Here is a 13386-nt window from a genome sequence, read left to right on the forward strand (position 1 = left end):
ATATTAACGACGGCAAAGGGAAATACGGGCGCGAGCCGCAGCGCCAGAAGATAGCTGAAGGCATTGGCCTCGAAACCTTTCGCAACCTTGCCGGCAAATCCGTCCACGCGCGAACGCAGCCCCTCCCCGAAGGCCGTCTGTGCGGCCCAGAACAGCAATGTCGCGCCGATGGTGGCACCCGTGGCTGCCAGCAGACCACCAATCCAGATACCGTAGAGAAAGCCACCCGCCAGCGTGAGCAGCCAGGTTGCGGGGAAGGCCACCGACACTGCAATGGCGTAGACAAGCACATAGGTCAGAACGGCCAGCCAGCCATGGTCTGCGGCAAACGCCTTGAGGGTGGTGCGGATTTCGGCCAGATAGTCGAGCGTCAGATATCGGTGCCAGCCAAGCAAAAGGCCGGTGGCCAGCAACACCAAGATCAGAGCCAACGGTGCGAAACGCAGCAGCGACTTGCCCCCCTGGGACGATGGTTCAGGGTAGCGCATATCAGCGTCTCCGGAACGGCAGCAGCAGCGACCATCCAAGCCGCGTGGGCGCGGTGTCGCGATAGTCCGCCAGACCGATATCCATGTCCCGATGTCCCTTGGCGGGCTGATCCGTATATGTCGCGAATATCCGGTCCCAGATGGCCAGATTGAAGCCATAATTGCTGTCAGTCTCGCGGCGATCTGTAGAGTGGTGGACGCGGTGCATGTCCGGTGTCACCACCAGTAGGCGCACAACGCGATCTACCCGGGCAGGCAGGCTGATATTGGCGTGGTTGAACATGGCTGCGCCGTTGAGCACCACTTCGAAGATCAGCACCGACCAGGCCGGCGCGCCGAGCGCCACCACGATGGCCGCCTTCCATACCATGGACAGCACGATTTCCAGCGGATGGAAACGCAGTGCCGTGGTGACGTCGAAGCCGGTATCGGCATGGTGCATACGATGAATGCGCCACAGGATCGGGATTTTGTGGCTCAACAGGTGCTCAAGCCAGACCGCGAAATCCAGCACGATGATGGAAATCAGCGCCGCCAGCCAGAGCGGAACATCGAACTGGTTGAAAACCCCGATGTCCAGGCTTTCAGCCCACAGGGCAGTGCCCACGGCAGCCGCAGGAAAGAGAACGCGCAGCGTCACGGACGAGATCACCAGCATGCCCACATTGGTCAGCCAGCGCCGCGTCTTGAGCGCGGCAAGCATTTCGGGGCGTTCGAGCCGTGGATGAGTCAGTTCGATGATGGCGAGCATTCCAAAGATCAGCACGAAGGAACCAAACCGAATCACCGGTTCGGGCAGAAAGAGTGCATCATTCATTGTGGGCTCTGCCTTTGCATTTAAAGTCTGGCCTTCTGACTATTACGTACGCTCGTCCGTGATAGACGGCGCTGCGCGCAGTTTTGTGAACAGGCCGCGCCGCATGAGGCTGGTCATCAGCGATGGCGCAGCAATGCCTAAAAGCCCCACCAGGGCCTGGGCCACAGTTCCGTATACGGTTCCGGGGCGGTGCCGCCGACTGACAACACGTCTGGCCAGAACGGAGGGGGACTGCCGCTTCCGGCCTTTGCTGCCCAACGGCGCATACCGTCTGGCGTGTTCGGTATCGAGCGGGCCAGGCAGAACTAAAAGCACACGGTAGGCACCGGTCTTGCGCAGCGACGCCGCAAAGGATTCAAGGCCCTGTTTGGTGGCGGCATAGACCGCAGCGCCAGGATAGCCCAGCCGGTTGGACAGCGAGCCGACAAAGATCAGGCTCCCGCCTTTGGCGACCATTTGTTTTGTCACAAGCAAGCGGGTCAGTTCCATCGGGGCCAGCAGATTGACAGCAAGCACCTTGTCGAGCTGTTTCGGGTCAATCTCCTCAAAAGCCCCTACTGCGCTGATACCCGCATTGAGAACGACGACCTCGAAGGGGTCGCCATCGACGAGGGCGGCAAGCAGTTCACGCAGAGCTGAGATGTTAGACAGATCGGCCTGAAGGTGATGGAGACCAGGCGTTTCACCTGCTGGCTGATCGCGATCAATACTGATCACCTCAAGGCCTTCTGCCAACAATTCGGCGACCAAGGCGGCGCCAAGCCCCGCCGATCCACCGGTGACCAGAGCGCGCTTGTTCATTGACGTCCAACCAGCGTGAGAGGTGAGATCGATAGGCTTGCGGGCCCCCGCGTTTCAAGATTGCGAACCACAAATCGGGCCACCCGGTCCGGATCCATAAGCAACCAGTCGATCTTGCGCGCGTCATAGCCGGCGCGCCCATGCATAGGTGTTCTTGTGGGCCATAAGCGATAATGCCGCACAGTGATGCGATCTGCCCACTCGGACCCAAGGGATCGGGCAAGCCCGGCAAGAGCGCCCTTCCCGGCACTGTAAACCGGCATGCCCGCCGCCCCCTTGGCAGCCACAGACCCAAGCAGGGCAACGCGACCGGATTGACGCGCAAGTGAAGGATAGAGTCCGTGCAGAAGGCGGACCACGCTACTGAAATTGACGGCCATGGTTTGGGCCAGCGCTGTTTGGTCCTCGCGCTCCATCGGCCGGTAGAAACCTGCCCCGGCAGCCAGGATGATGCGATCGGCGGGACTTGCAAGATCGATCAAAGGTTCGGCCGAACTAGACAGGTCTAGCTGATGATAGGCGATATCTGGAAAATCCGAGGGCAAGTCCGAGGAGGCGCGCTGCCCGGTAGCGGTGACGTCATGGCCCTGGCCTGCCAGCGATTGCACAATGCTCAGGCCAATGCCGGAGCTCGCCCCGGTTACGAAGTAACGTCGGCGACCATGCTGCTGCACCTATGGTTTGCCCGCGGCATTGCGGAAGACCTCAATGACGCGAGGGTCTGGTTCGGAGTTATCCTGCCCGGCCTGGGCTGATTTCAGGAGCGCTACTGTCTTTGCGAGCTGGTCGACATAGGCGCGGCAATGCTTGCACATGAGCAGGTGCATCTTGACGCCGACGCGCTGGCGCAAGGTCAGCGTGCCTTCGAGGTAGTCGGTCGCGGTCTCGCTGAGTTCGCGGCAACTGAGCATGATCTGGTCTCCAGGGCACAAATGGCGGCACCCAATCTTGATCGTTTATGTAGGTGAGTAAGTCCAAGGCGCCAACTGTTACGCTCGGCTTCAGGAGTTTCCCATCAGCTCTTCGAGAGCCGCCCTAATACGGGAGCGTCCACGGTGCAGCAGAATGCGGTGATTGGCCTCGCTGACCTCAAGGATCGAGCAGGTTTCCTCAGGCGATAGACCTTCGAGATCGCGAAGTGTGACGACGGCGCGCTGATTGGGCGGCAGTGTCTCGAGAATGGACATGGCATGGGCCAACAATTGCTTGCCGCCTACGATGCGTTCCGGGTTGATTTCCGACCATCGCCCCGGCGGGGATAGCCAGGAGCCGTCGCCCAGGAACCGATCCGGATCGACGGCGGGGTCATTGTAACCCATGTCCGTAAAGGACACCGATCGGCCGTTGCGCTTGGCCTTTGTGCGGGCGATGTTGGCCAGCACGGCAAACGTCCAACTCTTGAGGGATGATCGTTCCTCAAATTTGGCGATCCCGGAAATGAGGGCTATCCAGGTATCCTGCACGGCCTCTTCCGCCGCCGAGGGATCGCGCAGGAATGTCCGCGCGAAAGCCAGCATCGACCTCTGCTGTTCTGCCACCAATTGGCGAAAGGCCTTCTCGTCTCCGCGCTTCAACGCCTGGATCAACGCGCGCTCGTCGCGCCTGGAGTTCGCCACTCCCAAAACCATACAAACCCCCAAATCCCCAGCAGCGTGACTAGCAGTCTTTTCTCGGATTCCCTCCCCATTCGCATCATTGTGACCGAAAGTTACAGTCGCCGCCCATGTGAATGTAACGAAGGCGGCAGCCGGCAGACATATGAGCATCGGGGTGGTCGATGGACGAATTCGGAAAGGAGCTGGCTATGTCCAAGGTAGTAAGAGGTCTGATTGCGGGCTTTGTCGCAACGCTGGTGCTTTCGGCGCTTATGGTGATGAAACAAGCGGTGAGCCTCATGCCCGAGCTGGATGTCGTTACCATGCTGACATCGATGCTTTCCCTTCCCTCCGTAGCGTTTGGCTGGCTCGTGCACTTCATGATCGGCACGATTGCCTGGGGTATCGGTTATGCCCTGCTGCGGCCCCACCTGCCGGGTGGTGCCATCTGGTCCGGCGTCCTTTTTGGCACGGCCGCCTGGCTGATGATGATCGTCGTCATCCCCATGGTCGGCGCAGGTCTGTTTGGGATCAATATGGGCATCATGGCGCCGATCATGACCTTCATGCTTCATGCCATCTTCGGCGCCGTACTTGGCGCAGTCTATCAGGCCCTTGCCGAATCAGCTTCGCGGCACTCGGTGGCCTAGACTTCTATTTCTCATTGACCTCAGAATAGCCATGTTGCCGCCTCGAACGACCATCTTCCCTCGACAGCCTGTTCCCTCATTGATCTTGCCGCTTGCCGGCGGGGGAGAATTTGACCTGTCCGGCATGCAGGCCGAGAGCTTTCATCTGCTTGTCTTTTATCGAGGGCGACATTGCCCGGTGTGCAAGACCCAGCTTGGTGCATTGCAGGCCCAGGCGGGCGCATTTGCCGAGCGCGGGGTCACGGTGACGGCGATATCGTGCGACACCAAAGATCGTGCAGAATCTGCGGTAGCGGACTGGAACCTGCCCGACCTCCGCATCGCCTACGATCTGACGCCAGAACAAGCGAGACAATGGGGCCTGTTCATAACGGCGACGCGCGGCAAAACCTCATTGGGGCTCGATGAGCCCGCTCTATTCTCGGAGCCGGGGTTGTTCCTGATCAGGCCGGACCTGACGCTCTTCTTTTCCTCGGTCCAGAGCATGCCGTTTGTTCGCCCTCGGGCGGAAGACATGCTGGCCGCCATCGACTTCATCAAAAAGAATGATTACCCGCCCCGCGGCGACGTCATCTAGGGCGAACCGCAAAGGCGAACAGATGCTCGACAGCTACATCATTCCGACACAAGAACGGCTTCTGCGCCCTCTGGCGGCATGGCTTTTGGCGCATGGTGCCACCGCGAACCGAATAACACTTGTCGGGTTTGTCATTGGACTTGGAGCTGTTCCGGCTATTGCAGGCGGTCAGTTTACGCTCGGCCTGGTGCTCATCGCGCTAAACCGCATCTTCGACGGGCTTGATGGGGCAGTGGCACGACTGGCCGGTCCGACTGACCGCGGCGCCTTCCTCGACATTGCGCTCGACTTCTTCTTTTACGCCGCCATTCCATTTGCCTTTGTCTTGGTCGACCCCGCGGTGAACGGGCTGGCCGGATCGCTACTGTTGTTTTCCTTCGTCGGCACGGGGTCGAGCTTTTTGGCGTTTGCCGTGATTGCGCAGCGCCGGGGCCTGACCTCGCTGAAAATGCCCAAGAAGGGTCTCTACTATCTTGGTGGCATCACCGAGGGCGCCGAAACCATCGCCTTGTTCGCTCTGATCTGCCTTTTCCCCGAGCACTTTGCCATCATAGCTACCGTGTTTGCCGCCCTTGCTTTCGTGACCACGCTGGTCCGTTGGTGGTGGGGCTGGAAGGCCTTTGCAGAGTGAGAGCCGTTTTCTGTCGAGGCCCTGGCGTCGGGTGCCGGCCATGACCTCGGTCGCGCTCCAGGGTCTTGCCAAGTCCTTTCCAGGGGCCACAGCGCTGGCCGGTATCGACCTGACTATAGCGCCCGGGGAACTCGTCACCCTTCTAGGGCCGTCTGGTTGTGGCAAGTCGACGATGCTGCGGCTGATCGCCGGCTTGGACGAACGTGATCAGGGCGCGATCCTGTTTGACGGACACGACATATCCGGTCTTGAGGTCAGTGAACGCAATGTCGGGCTGGTCTTCCAGCGCTACGCTTTGTTTCCGCACATGACAGTGCGACGCAACATTGCCTTCGGCCTGCGCGTCCGGGGTACACCGGACACAGAGGTCAACAGCCGCGTCAACGAAGCCCTGGACACTGTCCAGCTTGGCGAGCTTGGAGAGCGGTTCCCCCACCAGCTTTCAGGCGGACAGATGCAGCGGGTGGCCCTGGCCCGTACACTGATCACCAGGCCGCGACTGCTCATGCTCGATGAACCCTTCGCAGCGCTCGACGCCGACCTGCGCCGGCAGATGCGCAGCTTTGTGCGTGATCTGCAGCAGCGATTGGGCCTGACCACGATTTTCGTGACCCATGACCAGGCCGAAGCGATGGAGATTTCAGACCGCATCGCCGTGATGCAGGCCGGACGCATCCTTCAGGTGGACCAACCAGAGACAATTTATCATCGGCCCGTATCCGCAGTGGTCGCCCGGATGACCGGCGAGGCCAATCTGGTACCCGGTAGCGTGGTCGGCTTGGGCGATGCGTTGGGCGTCGAACTTGGATTCGGCCCGGTTCCGCTGCGCCAAAACGGGTTTACGCCGGGGACCAAGGTCCTGTCACTGATACGCCCCGAAGCCATTGCCATTACGCCAGTTGATCCGGGTGATGGCCATGGCGCGATACAGTCCAGCGCCTTCATGGGCCAGTCCATCCGCTACTCCATTACAGCAGGCCCCAACACCTTCCTCGTTGATGCGGTGTCCACCCGACGCCTTGTCGATGGGCAGTCCGTCCTGATGAGGGTCGATCCCGCTCATGTGTCCGTCTTTCCCCCTGCAAATAACCAGGCTTAACCAGCTCCAACTTTCTCGAGGTATCAGATGCACCTTTGTCGATCCGTCCTATTCGTCGCGGCCTTTCTTGCCTCCACAACCGCTGTCATGGCGGACGAGGCAGCGGCGGGCTTTCAGGATCAGATCCTGGCCGGTGACATGAGCTGGGACGACGTCCTGGCGCAGGCGCGCGTGGATGGAGAGGTGCAGTTCTTCTATTGGGGCGGCGACGACAACCTCAATGTCTGGATGGATAGTGTGGTCGCGCCAGCCATGGCCGAACTGGGCATTTCGCTCGTCGCCAACCGCATCACCGGCACCAAGGATGCCGTTGACCTGGTGATCGCCGATGCGGCTTCCGGTCGTACCATCGGCGAAGGTAGCGTCGATGCCATCTGGCTTAATGGCGAGAACTTCTACACCCTCAAGCAGCAGGATCTGTTGTTCGGTTCATTCGCCCAGTTGCTCCCCAATGCCGCCAACTTCGAATGGGACGAAGCAGACCCGCGTTCGCAGCTCAACCTCAGGGACTTCGGCACGCCCACCGATGGCGCTGAAATGCCATGGTCCGGCGAGCAATATGTCTGCTCTGCCAACCGCGCGGTCCTTCCGGTGGAGCAGACGCCGCGGACGTTTGAAGATTTGCAGGCCTATCTGGAGGTCAATCCAGGCAAGTTCGCCTATATCAAGCCGCCGCATTATCTGGGGAATACCTTTGTCCAGCAGGTGCTCTATGCCTTCAATCCAGATGGGACCGGTGCCACGCCTTTCCAGCGATCCATTGAGGGCCTTGGTGCGGCCGAACTGGCGCGACTTGCTGCGCCGGGCTTTGAATACCTCAAGGACATTGAACCGCTCCTGCTTGGCGGACCGCAGGGCGCCGTGCGTTATCCTGAAGACGCTGCCGCTGCCGAGGGTTTGTTTCGCAATAGCGAGATCCACATCAATTGCGGCTTCGGGCTCTATGCGGTGGCAACAAAGCGCGCCGATGGCAGCTACCCACAGACCGCCGAGGAAATCATCTTCCCGGCCGGCAACATGATCAAGAACAAGAACTATCTTGCCATTCCGGCCAACGCTCCGAACCCCGCGGCTGCACTGGTGTTTGCCAACTATATGTCGTCGGTCGAGGCGCAGGTCACCAAGCTCGACCTTGTTGGCTACCCGGCAGGCATCGACCCCTGGAAGCTCGATCCGGCTGATGCCGCCGCGCTCGAAGCGGCAGCTCCCGCCCATTACGGCGTGACCCAGGATGAGCTGGATGACAATATCGCCCCAGACACAAACGCTTCGCTGGTGGAGGTGATCGAGGCAACATGGCTCGAATACATAGAGCGCGGTTCGAGCCTGCCGCTGGAGGAGATCGTTGCCAATGCCGTCGCCAATCTGGCGCCGTAGGCCCACCCTGCAGAGGCAACAGGTCTTAGGCCTGTTGCCTCTGGGCGTCGTGATGATTGTGCTGTTTGGCGGAGCCCTGGCGCTCGCGTTGTTGCAGAGCCTCGGCTTTGCCCCCTGGCTCGGGATCAACAGTTTCCCCGATGTGAGTTATTTCATTGCGCTCTGGGGCGGTGCCAGCTTCTGGTGGTCGCTGTGGTTCACGCTCTACTACAGTTTGGCGGCCACAGTGATCGCGCTGGTCCTGGCCATTCTCCTCGCCCTGGGTCTCACGCGGGCTTTTCCAGGCCGTGCGGTTTTCGGCTCGCTCTATAAGCTGCCCTTGGTTGTGCCCTATGCCGTCGGTATTGCCTTGGCCGTCATCATGATGGGCAATGGCGGCGTGCTGTCCCGCCTGGCCTTCGCTCTGGGCTGGATCGATGACCCAGCCCAGTTCCCGCTGCTGCTTACTACCAATGCGGGCTGGGGCGTCATTGCCGTCTATGTCTGGAAGCAGTTACCCTTCATGGCCCTTGCTATCCATGCCGTGCTGATCAGTGCCGGTCGCGAGCAGGCAGAAGCCGCCGCTGTGCTTGGCGCCAACAGGCGTCAGATCTTCCGCGAGATCACCTGGCCCCAGATTGTTCCCGGCATCGTCTCGTCCACGCTGATCTGCTTTGCCTTCAACATGGGCGCGTTCGAGGCGCCCTTTATCCTTGGAGGCGGATTTCCGGACACGCTTCCGGTCATGGCCTGGCGCTATTTCAACGATGCCGACTACACGCTTCAGCTTCAGGGCATGGCGGTCGTGGTCTCGATCGGCCTTGTTGCCGGCATGATGATTGCCGTCTATCTTGCGACCTATCGGCGCTATGAACGCAGCTTGGGTCGGGTCTAACCATGGCGCGATCGCAAGCGTCTCCCCACGCAGCTCGCTTCTATGTGGTTCTGATTGTGCTGTTCATGGTTGGACCATTTGTCCCACTGCTGGTCCAATCCTTCGCCTTCCAATGGGACTGGCCCAATCTTCTGCCGTCCGAGTGGTGGTTCACCGCGCGGGATCGCGCTCGCCTGCCTCTGGGCTGGGACTATGTTCTGTCACCCTATAGCCGGTTGGGCGAGGCCGTTCTGAATACGGTTCTGATCGGGAGCGCCACGACGCTGATTTGCCTCGCAATCTGCCTTCCCGCAGCGCGCGTCCTCGCGCGGGAGGACTTTGCCGGCAAACGTGCCTTCGAGTTCTATCTGTCCATGCCGCTGATCGTGCCGGAAGCCGCAGTCGGATTGGCGCTCTCGGTGATGTTTGTCCGAGTGGGTCTTGCGGGAAGCTATGCGGGGATCATCATTGCCCACCTTATCCCTACCATACCCTATATGGTGCGCATGCTGACGGCCGTCTATCAGGGGCTGGATCGAGGCTTTGAGGAACAGGCCCGGGTTCTGGGGGCGAGCCGATCGCAGGCGCTGCGCCTGGTCACCATACCGATGCTTCTGCCGGGAATTCTCGCAGGATGCCTGTTCACCTTCCTTGTCTCAACCAATCTGTTCCTGCTCACCTTCCTGCTTGGACAGGGCAAGATCATCACCCTGCCGACATTGCTCTTCGCCAAGATATCCGGCGGATCGCTCGACGCTTCGGCCGCAGGCATTGCGTTGGTGGCAACGCTACCGGGAATAGTCCTGCTGCTGATTTCCGAACGCTACCTGAATGGCCTCAACCAATTGACGGGTCGATGATGCCGGGCGCCAGGCCTGGGGTTGATCACCGGCCAGCGTGGGGTCGGCCAGGCCACAAGACGAGTGCCAGCATGACGGACAATGCAGCCATCACGCCAATCCAGCCGAAATACCAGAAACGGCCTGCCAACCCGTTCTCAGCGAAACTGGCCGCAAATTCCGCTTTCCCGAAATGCGCGCTCAAGCCAGCCAATATGAGGAGCATGGCTGCCGCGATAATTGTTAGCGGGCGTCGCAAGCCCATTGCCACCGCAACTATCGCCAGGGCAAGGCCAATAGGCGCGCCAATCCAGGCGATACTGACTGACCACCATGGATGAGCGCCGAGCCAGGTGGTCGCGCCTGAATAGGCAAGCAGAACAGGGAAAATTGCTGCTGCGGCCAGTGCGGCCAGTCGTTTGGCTAACATCGAATTTCCCGGACCTGATTTCTTAAGCAGCAACACTCCAATTAGCCGACAGACGCCAGAAGCGGGTCCAGCCGACCCTGACCGTCAAGGTCGTACAAGTCGTCGCAACCACCCACATGGGTAGATCCAATGAAGATCTGCGGAACCGTACTTCTGCCTCTCGCCCTGCCGATCATGGCGGCACGCTCCGTTGGGTGGCGCGAAATGTCGATCTCGACATAGTCGACCTTCTTGCGGGTCAGGAGGTGCTTGGCATCGGCGCAATAGGGGCAGCCGGGCTTGGTATAGATAGTGACCTGGGGTGATGGATTGCTCATCGGTCGGGCGCCTTTCAGGTAGCGACAGCTTCGGCACTAGTACCGCACCTGTCCGCAGCCTTAGTCGTCGGCCCTGGCGCGCTGTTACAGTCTTGGTGGCTTACCACCGCACCAGAAACCGCCCCAGGACGGCGCCTGCGACCATCAGGAGGGCAATGCCGATTGGATACCAGGTCACCACGAATAGCGGTGAATCATCGGTGCAGTGCGCTGCGTAAACACTTGCCGATATGCCGCCGGCGACAAGCCCGGCGAGAGCACCGGCGCCGGTTGATGAGGTGGGAGCCCCCTTCCTCAGGGCCAGCATGAATGCCGAGAGCGGCGCCAGTCCCAAAAGCGGAATGAAGGTCATGCAGACCCTGCTGTTCTGCCCAATTTGAGCGCCGGGCCAAAGTTCTCGCGGGATGGATATGAGTTCGAGAACGGCCGCGACAATGATGACGCCTACTGGGGCCAGTAGCCAGACGACTGGCAAGCCTCTTCCCGGGACCAGAGAAGCCTTTAAGACAACAAGGCCAAATCCGAACAGGCTGAAGGTAAAGACGAATTTCGCGACGAAGCGAACTGAACCGAGCGAAGCAACGGCGTCGGGGCGAGGTCCAATCGTCAGGTAAAGGCCAGCGATCGCGGTAATGACGGCGATGAGTGTGGCGAGCATCAAAACTGTGGCCAGTCCGAGGGGACGCCGGTCGAGGTCGGCAACGAGCGCGTCTATCAGTGCGTCCCAGTTCCTGATGGCCACGGCATCATCCTTTCGCCCGCCTACAACATATTCGTGCCGCCAATGGCGATTTCGTTACGTCGTCCGACAGCTGCCCGTTCACTGTTCTGTGAAGAGCAGGGTCGTAACGGTCGAACGGGTCGATCCGACTACTGAGCACGGAGCCACTTCGGTTCCGCCTCTGAAAGGGAGAACTCATCATGAACCGTCGGACCTCGCTCGCTCTGGCCGCGTCACTGCTCACCGCCGTTTCCGGCCTTTCCGTCCAAGGCGCTGTTGCCCAGGATGCTACCGAGAAGTGCTACGGCGTTGCTCTTGCCGGGCAGAATGACTGCGCCGCCGGCCCCGGCACCACCTGCGCCGGAACGTCCGTCATCGACTATCAAGGAAATGCCTGGAAGGCCGTTCCGGCAGGGACCTGCCTAACCATTTCGCTGGAAGGTGGTCGCACCGGTTCGCTTGAAGCCCTCGATCGCGACCTGCCACAGGCCTGATCGACGCCGCCTCCAAAGCACCGGAGATCCGTCCCCTCGGATCTCCGGCCTTCCCCAAAGGGAGATCGAGAATGGACGCACCGCATCTTCCTCCTCGCGCTGGTCTGGGTCTCAAGCCCCAGCATTATGCCGAGATACTTGGGGAGCGCCCCGATATCGGATTCTTCGAGGTGCATGCCGAGAACTACATGGGCGACGGTGGACCACCACATCGGTACCTGGCAGCGATCGTTGAGCACTATCCGCTCTCTCTGCATGGCGTGGGCCTGTCGATCGGCGACGAGGCTCCGCTCAATCGGGACCATCTGCGGCGCCTGCGGTCCTTGGTCGACCGCTATAGGCCGCAGTCCTTTTCCGAGCATCTGGCCTGATCATCGCATGAGGAGACAAACCTCAACGACCTGCTGCCGCTGCCCTATACCAATGCGACGCTGGACCGGGTAGTCGCCCATGTCGACGAGGTCCAACAGGTACTGGGCTGTGTTATGCTGCTCGAAAACCCGTCCACCTATGTGCTGTTCGCCGAAAGCACGATCGACGAGATCCATTTCCTGGCGACCATCGCCGACCGGACCGGCTGCGGACTGCTGCTGGACGTCAACAATGTCATGGTCTCCTCGGTAAATCACCGCATGGACCCATTTGCCTATATCGATCGCTTTCCGGTGCATGCCGTGGGCGAGATTCATTTGGCCGGCTATGACGAAACCACCGACGCCGTTGGCGAGCGGCTCCTGATCGACGCACATGCGTCGCGGGTCAGCCAGGATGTCTTTGCGCTCTTTCGGCATACGCTCGGCCGAACAGGGCCGGTGCCGACGCTGGTGGAATGGGACAATAACGTGCCCGCCTTTTCAGTGCTGGCGGACGAGGCGCGCATTGTCGACCTCGCCATTGCGGAAGTCTCCGCGCGTGGCGACCGTCGGGAGCATGTCGCATGACAGTCCAGCCCGTGCGTCAGACAGACTTTGCCGCCGCTCTGGTCGACCCGGCACGAGCCGTGCCGCCCGGCATCGTCTCCTATCGCTGCGACAGCGATCCAAAGCGTTTCGCGGTCTATCGCAACAATGTCCACGTCGGACTGGTTGGTGTGCTAGCCGCCAAGTTTCCGGTTTGCGCGCAACTGGTGGGCGAAGAATTCTTCACCGCCATGGCGCGCATCTATGTGGCCGACCGCAAGCCCACCTCGCCGATCATGATGCATTACGGGGCCGAGTTCCCCGCATTTATCAGCGACTTCGTCGGCGCACGTTCGGTGCCTTATCTTTCGGACATGGCAGCGCTCGAGCAGGCATGGAGCGTCGCCTACAATGCGGCCGATGCCGGCCCGGTCACCTTGGCTGAGATCGCCGCAATCGATCTGGACAATTTGCCAGATCTGACCCTGACACCCCATCCAGCATCCGGCCTGCTCCGGTCGGACTACCCGACAGGCTCCATCTGGGCCGCGCATCAGGCGCCGGGGGTAAAGGTTCGCTCGGGCGCTGAGGCCATTCTGGTCACGCGCCCTGCAATGGACGTCAAAGTGACAGTAATTCCCACGGCAGACGCTGCCTTCGCGCAGGACCTGTTGCGAGGCGCGGCTGTTGGAGATGCCATTGAGCGGGTGCTGATCGGCCAATCCGAATTTGATTTCGGACGCGCGCTGGTGGGGCTTTGTTCCCTTGGCGCGTTTTCCCAACCGGTTTGACTTAGAA

The 13386-nt window shown here is 60.5% G+C and carries 18 protein-coding genes and 1 pseudogene; 10 read left to right on the plus strand and 9 right to left on the minus strand.

Going from position 1 to position 13386, the window contains the following annotated elements; translation table 11 throughout:
- The 6 genes from GO014_RS00005 to GO014_RS00030 form a co-directional block, all read right to left on the minus strand.
- Window positions 1–488: TVP38/TMEM64 family protein (locus GO014_RS00005; protein ID WP_179952891.1), on the minus strand; the 488-nt coding region annotated here is incomplete at its 3' end.
- Between the two features lies 1 nt (window position 489).
- Complete coding sequence (locus GO014_RS00010; protein WP_157288618.1) at window positions 490–1305, minus strand: sterol desaturase family protein; 816 nt, start codon at window positions 1303–1305, stop codon at window positions 490–492.
- Between the two features lie 42 nt (window positions 1306–1347).
- Complete coding sequence (locus tag GO014_RS00015) at window positions 1348–2106, minus strand: SDR family NAD(P)-dependent oxidoreductase (protein WP_157288619.1); 759 nt, start codon at window positions 2104–2106, stop codon at window positions 1348–1350.
- Window positions 2103–2780, minus strand: coding sequence for an SDR family NAD(P)-dependent oxidoreductase (locus tag GO014_RS00020; RefSeq protein WP_157288620.1), 678 nt, complete (start codon window positions 2778–2780; stop codon window positions 2103–2105). Before GO014_RS00020 ends, GO014_RS00015 begins: the two co-directional genes overlap by 4 nt.
- Window positions 2781–3017, minus strand: a complete 237-nt coding sequence (locus tag GO014_RS00025) for an anti-sigma factor family protein (protein ID WP_157288621.1) — start codon at window positions 3015–3017, stop codon at window positions 2781–2783. It abuts the gene before it with no gap.
- Window positions 3018–3107: 90 nt separating this feature from the next.
- Window positions 3108–3734 (minus strand): RNA polymerase sigma factor, encoded by a 627-nt coding sequence (locus GO014_RS00030; protein ID WP_157288622.1) that lies wholly within the window; start codon window positions 3732–3734, stop codon window positions 3108–3110.
- Window positions 3735–3910: 176 nt separating this feature from the next.
- Between GO014_RS00030 and GO014_RS00035 the strand changes: the two genes are divergently transcribed.
- From GO014_RS00035 to GO014_RS00065, 7 genes are read left to right on the plus strand one after another with little or no spacing between them, the layout of a single operon-like run.
- Complete coding sequence (locus GO014_RS00035; RefSeq protein WP_157288623.1) at window positions 3911–4351, plus strand: DUF6789 family protein; 441 nt, start codon at window positions 3911–3913, stop codon at window positions 4349–4351.
- A gap of 31 nt (window positions 4352–4382) precedes the next feature.
- Window positions 4383–4928: a peroxiredoxin-like family protein gene (locus GO014_RS00040; RefSeq protein ID WP_157289737.1), complete on the plus strand. Its 546-nt coding sequence runs from the start codon at window positions 4383–4385 to the stop codon at window positions 4926–4928.
- A gap of 22 nt (window positions 4929–4950) precedes the next feature.
- Window positions 4951–5559 (plus strand): CDP-alcohol phosphatidyltransferase family protein, encoded by a 609-nt coding sequence (locus GO014_RS00045; protein WP_157288624.1) that lies wholly within the window; start codon window positions 4951–4953, stop codon window positions 5557–5559.
- A 40-nt stretch (window positions 5560–5599) separates the two neighbouring features.
- Entirely contained in the window at window positions 5600–6658 is a 1059-nt protein-coding gene (locus tag GO014_RS00050) for an ABC transporter ATP-binding protein (protein WP_157288625.1), read from the plus strand.
- A 27-nt stretch (window positions 6659–6685) separates the two neighbouring features.
- The gene (locus GO014_RS00055) at window positions 6686–8035 is read left to right on the plus strand and encodes an ABC transporter substrate-binding protein (RefSeq protein ID WP_157288626.1); all 1350 of its coding nucleotides are present in this window, start codon (window positions 6686–6688) and stop codon (window positions 8033–8035) included.
- Window positions 8010–8909 carry an ABC transporter permease gene (locus GO014_RS00060; protein ID WP_157288627.1) on the plus strand — a complete coding sequence of 300 codons (900 nt, stop codon included), beginning with the start codon at window positions 8010–8012 and terminating at the stop codon, window positions 8907–8909. Before GO014_RS00055 ends, GO014_RS00060 begins: the two co-directional genes overlap by 26 nt.
- A 2-nt stretch (window positions 8910–8911) precedes the next feature.
- Window positions 8912–9748 (plus strand): ABC transporter permease, encoded by an 837-nt coding sequence (locus GO014_RS00065; RefSeq protein WP_157288628.1) that lies wholly within the window; start codon window positions 8912–8914, stop codon window positions 9746–9748.
- Window positions 9749–9773: 25 nt separating this feature from the next.
- On the opposite strand, the gene GO014_RS00070 is transcribed toward GO014_RS00065, so the two are convergent.
- From GO014_RS00070 to GO014_RS00080, 3 genes are all read right to left on the minus strand, one after another.
- On the minus strand, window positions 9774–10193 hold the full coding sequence (locus GO014_RS00070) for a hypothetical protein (protein WP_179952892.1): 420 nt from the start codon (window positions 10191–10193) through the stop codon (window positions 9774–9776).
- Between the two features lie 5 nt (window positions 10194–10198).
- A complete protein-coding gene (gene grxC / locus GO014_RS00075; RefSeq protein WP_157288630.1) occupies window positions 10199–10474 on the minus strand; it encodes a glutaredoxin 3 in 276 nt (91 codons plus the stop codon).
- A 100-nt stretch (window positions 10475–10574) separates the two neighbouring features.
- Window positions 10575–11216 (minus strand): NrsF family protein, encoded by a 642-nt coding sequence (locus GO014_RS00080; RefSeq protein ID WP_343030677.1) that lies wholly within the window; start codon window positions 11214–11216, stop codon window positions 10575–10577.
- A gap of 179 nt (window positions 11217–11395) precedes the next feature.
- Here GO014_RS00080 and GO014_RS00085 point away from each other — a divergent pair, with 179 nt between their 5' ends.
- The 3 genes and pseudogenes from GO014_RS00085 to GO014_RS00095 all read left to right on the plus strand — a co-directional run bounded on the left by GO014_RS00085 (window position 11396) and on the right by GO014_RS00095 (window position 13379).
- Window positions 11396–11689, plus strand: coding sequence for a BufA1 family periplasmic bufferin-type metallophore (locus tag GO014_RS00085; RefSeq protein WP_157288631.1), 294 nt, complete (start codon window positions 11396–11398; stop codon window positions 11687–11689).
- A gap of 71 nt (window positions 11690–11760) precedes the next feature.
- Window positions 11761–12630 (plus strand): annotated as a pseudogene (gene bufB / locus GO014_RS00090) (MNIO family bufferin maturase).
- On the plus strand, window positions 12627–13379 hold the full coding sequence (locus GO014_RS00095) for an HvfC/BufC N-terminal domain-containing protein (RefSeq protein ID WP_157288632.1): 753 nt from the start codon (window positions 12627–12629) through the stop codon (window positions 13377–13379). The pseudogene bufB and the gene GO014_RS00095 overlap by 4 nt, the downstream one beginning before the upstream one ends.
- Window positions 13380–13386: the final 7 nt, after the last annotated feature.

This window comes from Devosia marina, assembly GCF_009758415.1.
In the GTDB taxonomy this organism is placed as follows: Bacteria; Pseudomonadota; Alphaproteobacteria; order Rhizobiales; family Devosiaceae; genus Devosia; species Devosia marina.

What these genes read in the sequence shown, in the direction of transcription:
- GO014_RS00085 (WP_157288631.1), top strand. Translation starts at nt 11,396, where the DNA reads ATGAACCGTCGGACCTCGCTCGCTCTGGCCGCGTCACTGCTCACCGCC.
- GO014_RS00050 (WP_157288625.1), top strand. Translation starts at nt 5,600, where the DNA reads ATGACCTCGGTCGCGCTCCAGGGTCTTGCCAAGTCCTTTCCAGGGGCC.
- GO014_RS00015 (WP_157288619.1), bottom strand. Translation starts at nt 2,106, where the DNA reads ATGAACAAGCGCGCTCTGGTCACCGGTGGATCGGCGGGGCTTGGCGCC.
- GO014_RS00025 (WP_157288621.1), bottom strand. Translation starts at nt 3,017, where the DNA reads ATGCTCAGTTGCCGCGAACTCAGCGAGACCGCGACCGACTACCTCGAA.
- GO014_RS00010 (WP_157288618.1), bottom strand. Translation starts at nt 1,305, where the DNA reads ATGAATGATGCACTCTTTCTGCCCGAACCGGTGATTCGGTTTGGTTCC.
- grxC (WP_157288630.1), bottom strand. Translation starts at nt 10,474, where the DNA reads ATGAGCAATCCATCACCCCAGGTCACTATCTATACCAAGCCCGGCTGC.
- GO014_RS00095 (WP_157288632.1), top strand. Translation starts at nt 12,627, where the DNA reads ATGACAGTCCAGCCCGTGCGTCAGACAGACTTTGCCGCCGCTCTGGTC.
- GO014_RS00040 (WP_157289737.1), top strand. Translation starts at nt 4,383, where the DNA reads ATGTTGCCGCCTCGAACGACCATCTTCCCTCGACAGCCTGTTCCCTCA.
- GO014_RS00055 (WP_157288626.1), top strand. Translation starts at nt 6,686, where the DNA reads ATGCACCTTTGTCGATCCGTCCTATTCGTCGCGGCCTTTCTTGCCTCC.
- GO014_RS00030 (WP_157288622.1), bottom strand. Translation starts at nt 3,734, where the DNA reads ATGGTTTTGGGAGTGGCGAACTCCAGGCGCGACGAGCGCGCGTTGATC.
- GO014_RS00060 (WP_157288627.1), top strand. Translation starts at nt 8,010, where the DNA reads ATGCCGTCGCCAATCTGGCGCCGTAGGCCCACCCTGCAGAGGCAACAG.
- GO014_RS00035 (WP_157288623.1), top strand. Translation starts at nt 3,911, where the DNA reads ATGTCCAAGGTAGTAAGAGGTCTGATTGCGGGCTTTGTCGCAACGCTG.
- GO014_RS00065 (WP_157288628.1), top strand. Translation starts at nt 8,912, where the DNA reads ATGGCGCGATCGCAAGCGTCTCCCCACGCAGCTCGCTTCTATGTGGTT.
- GO014_RS00045 (WP_157288624.1), top strand. Translation starts at nt 4,951, where the DNA reads ATGCTCGACAGCTACATCATTCCGACACAAGAACGGCTTCTGCGCCCT.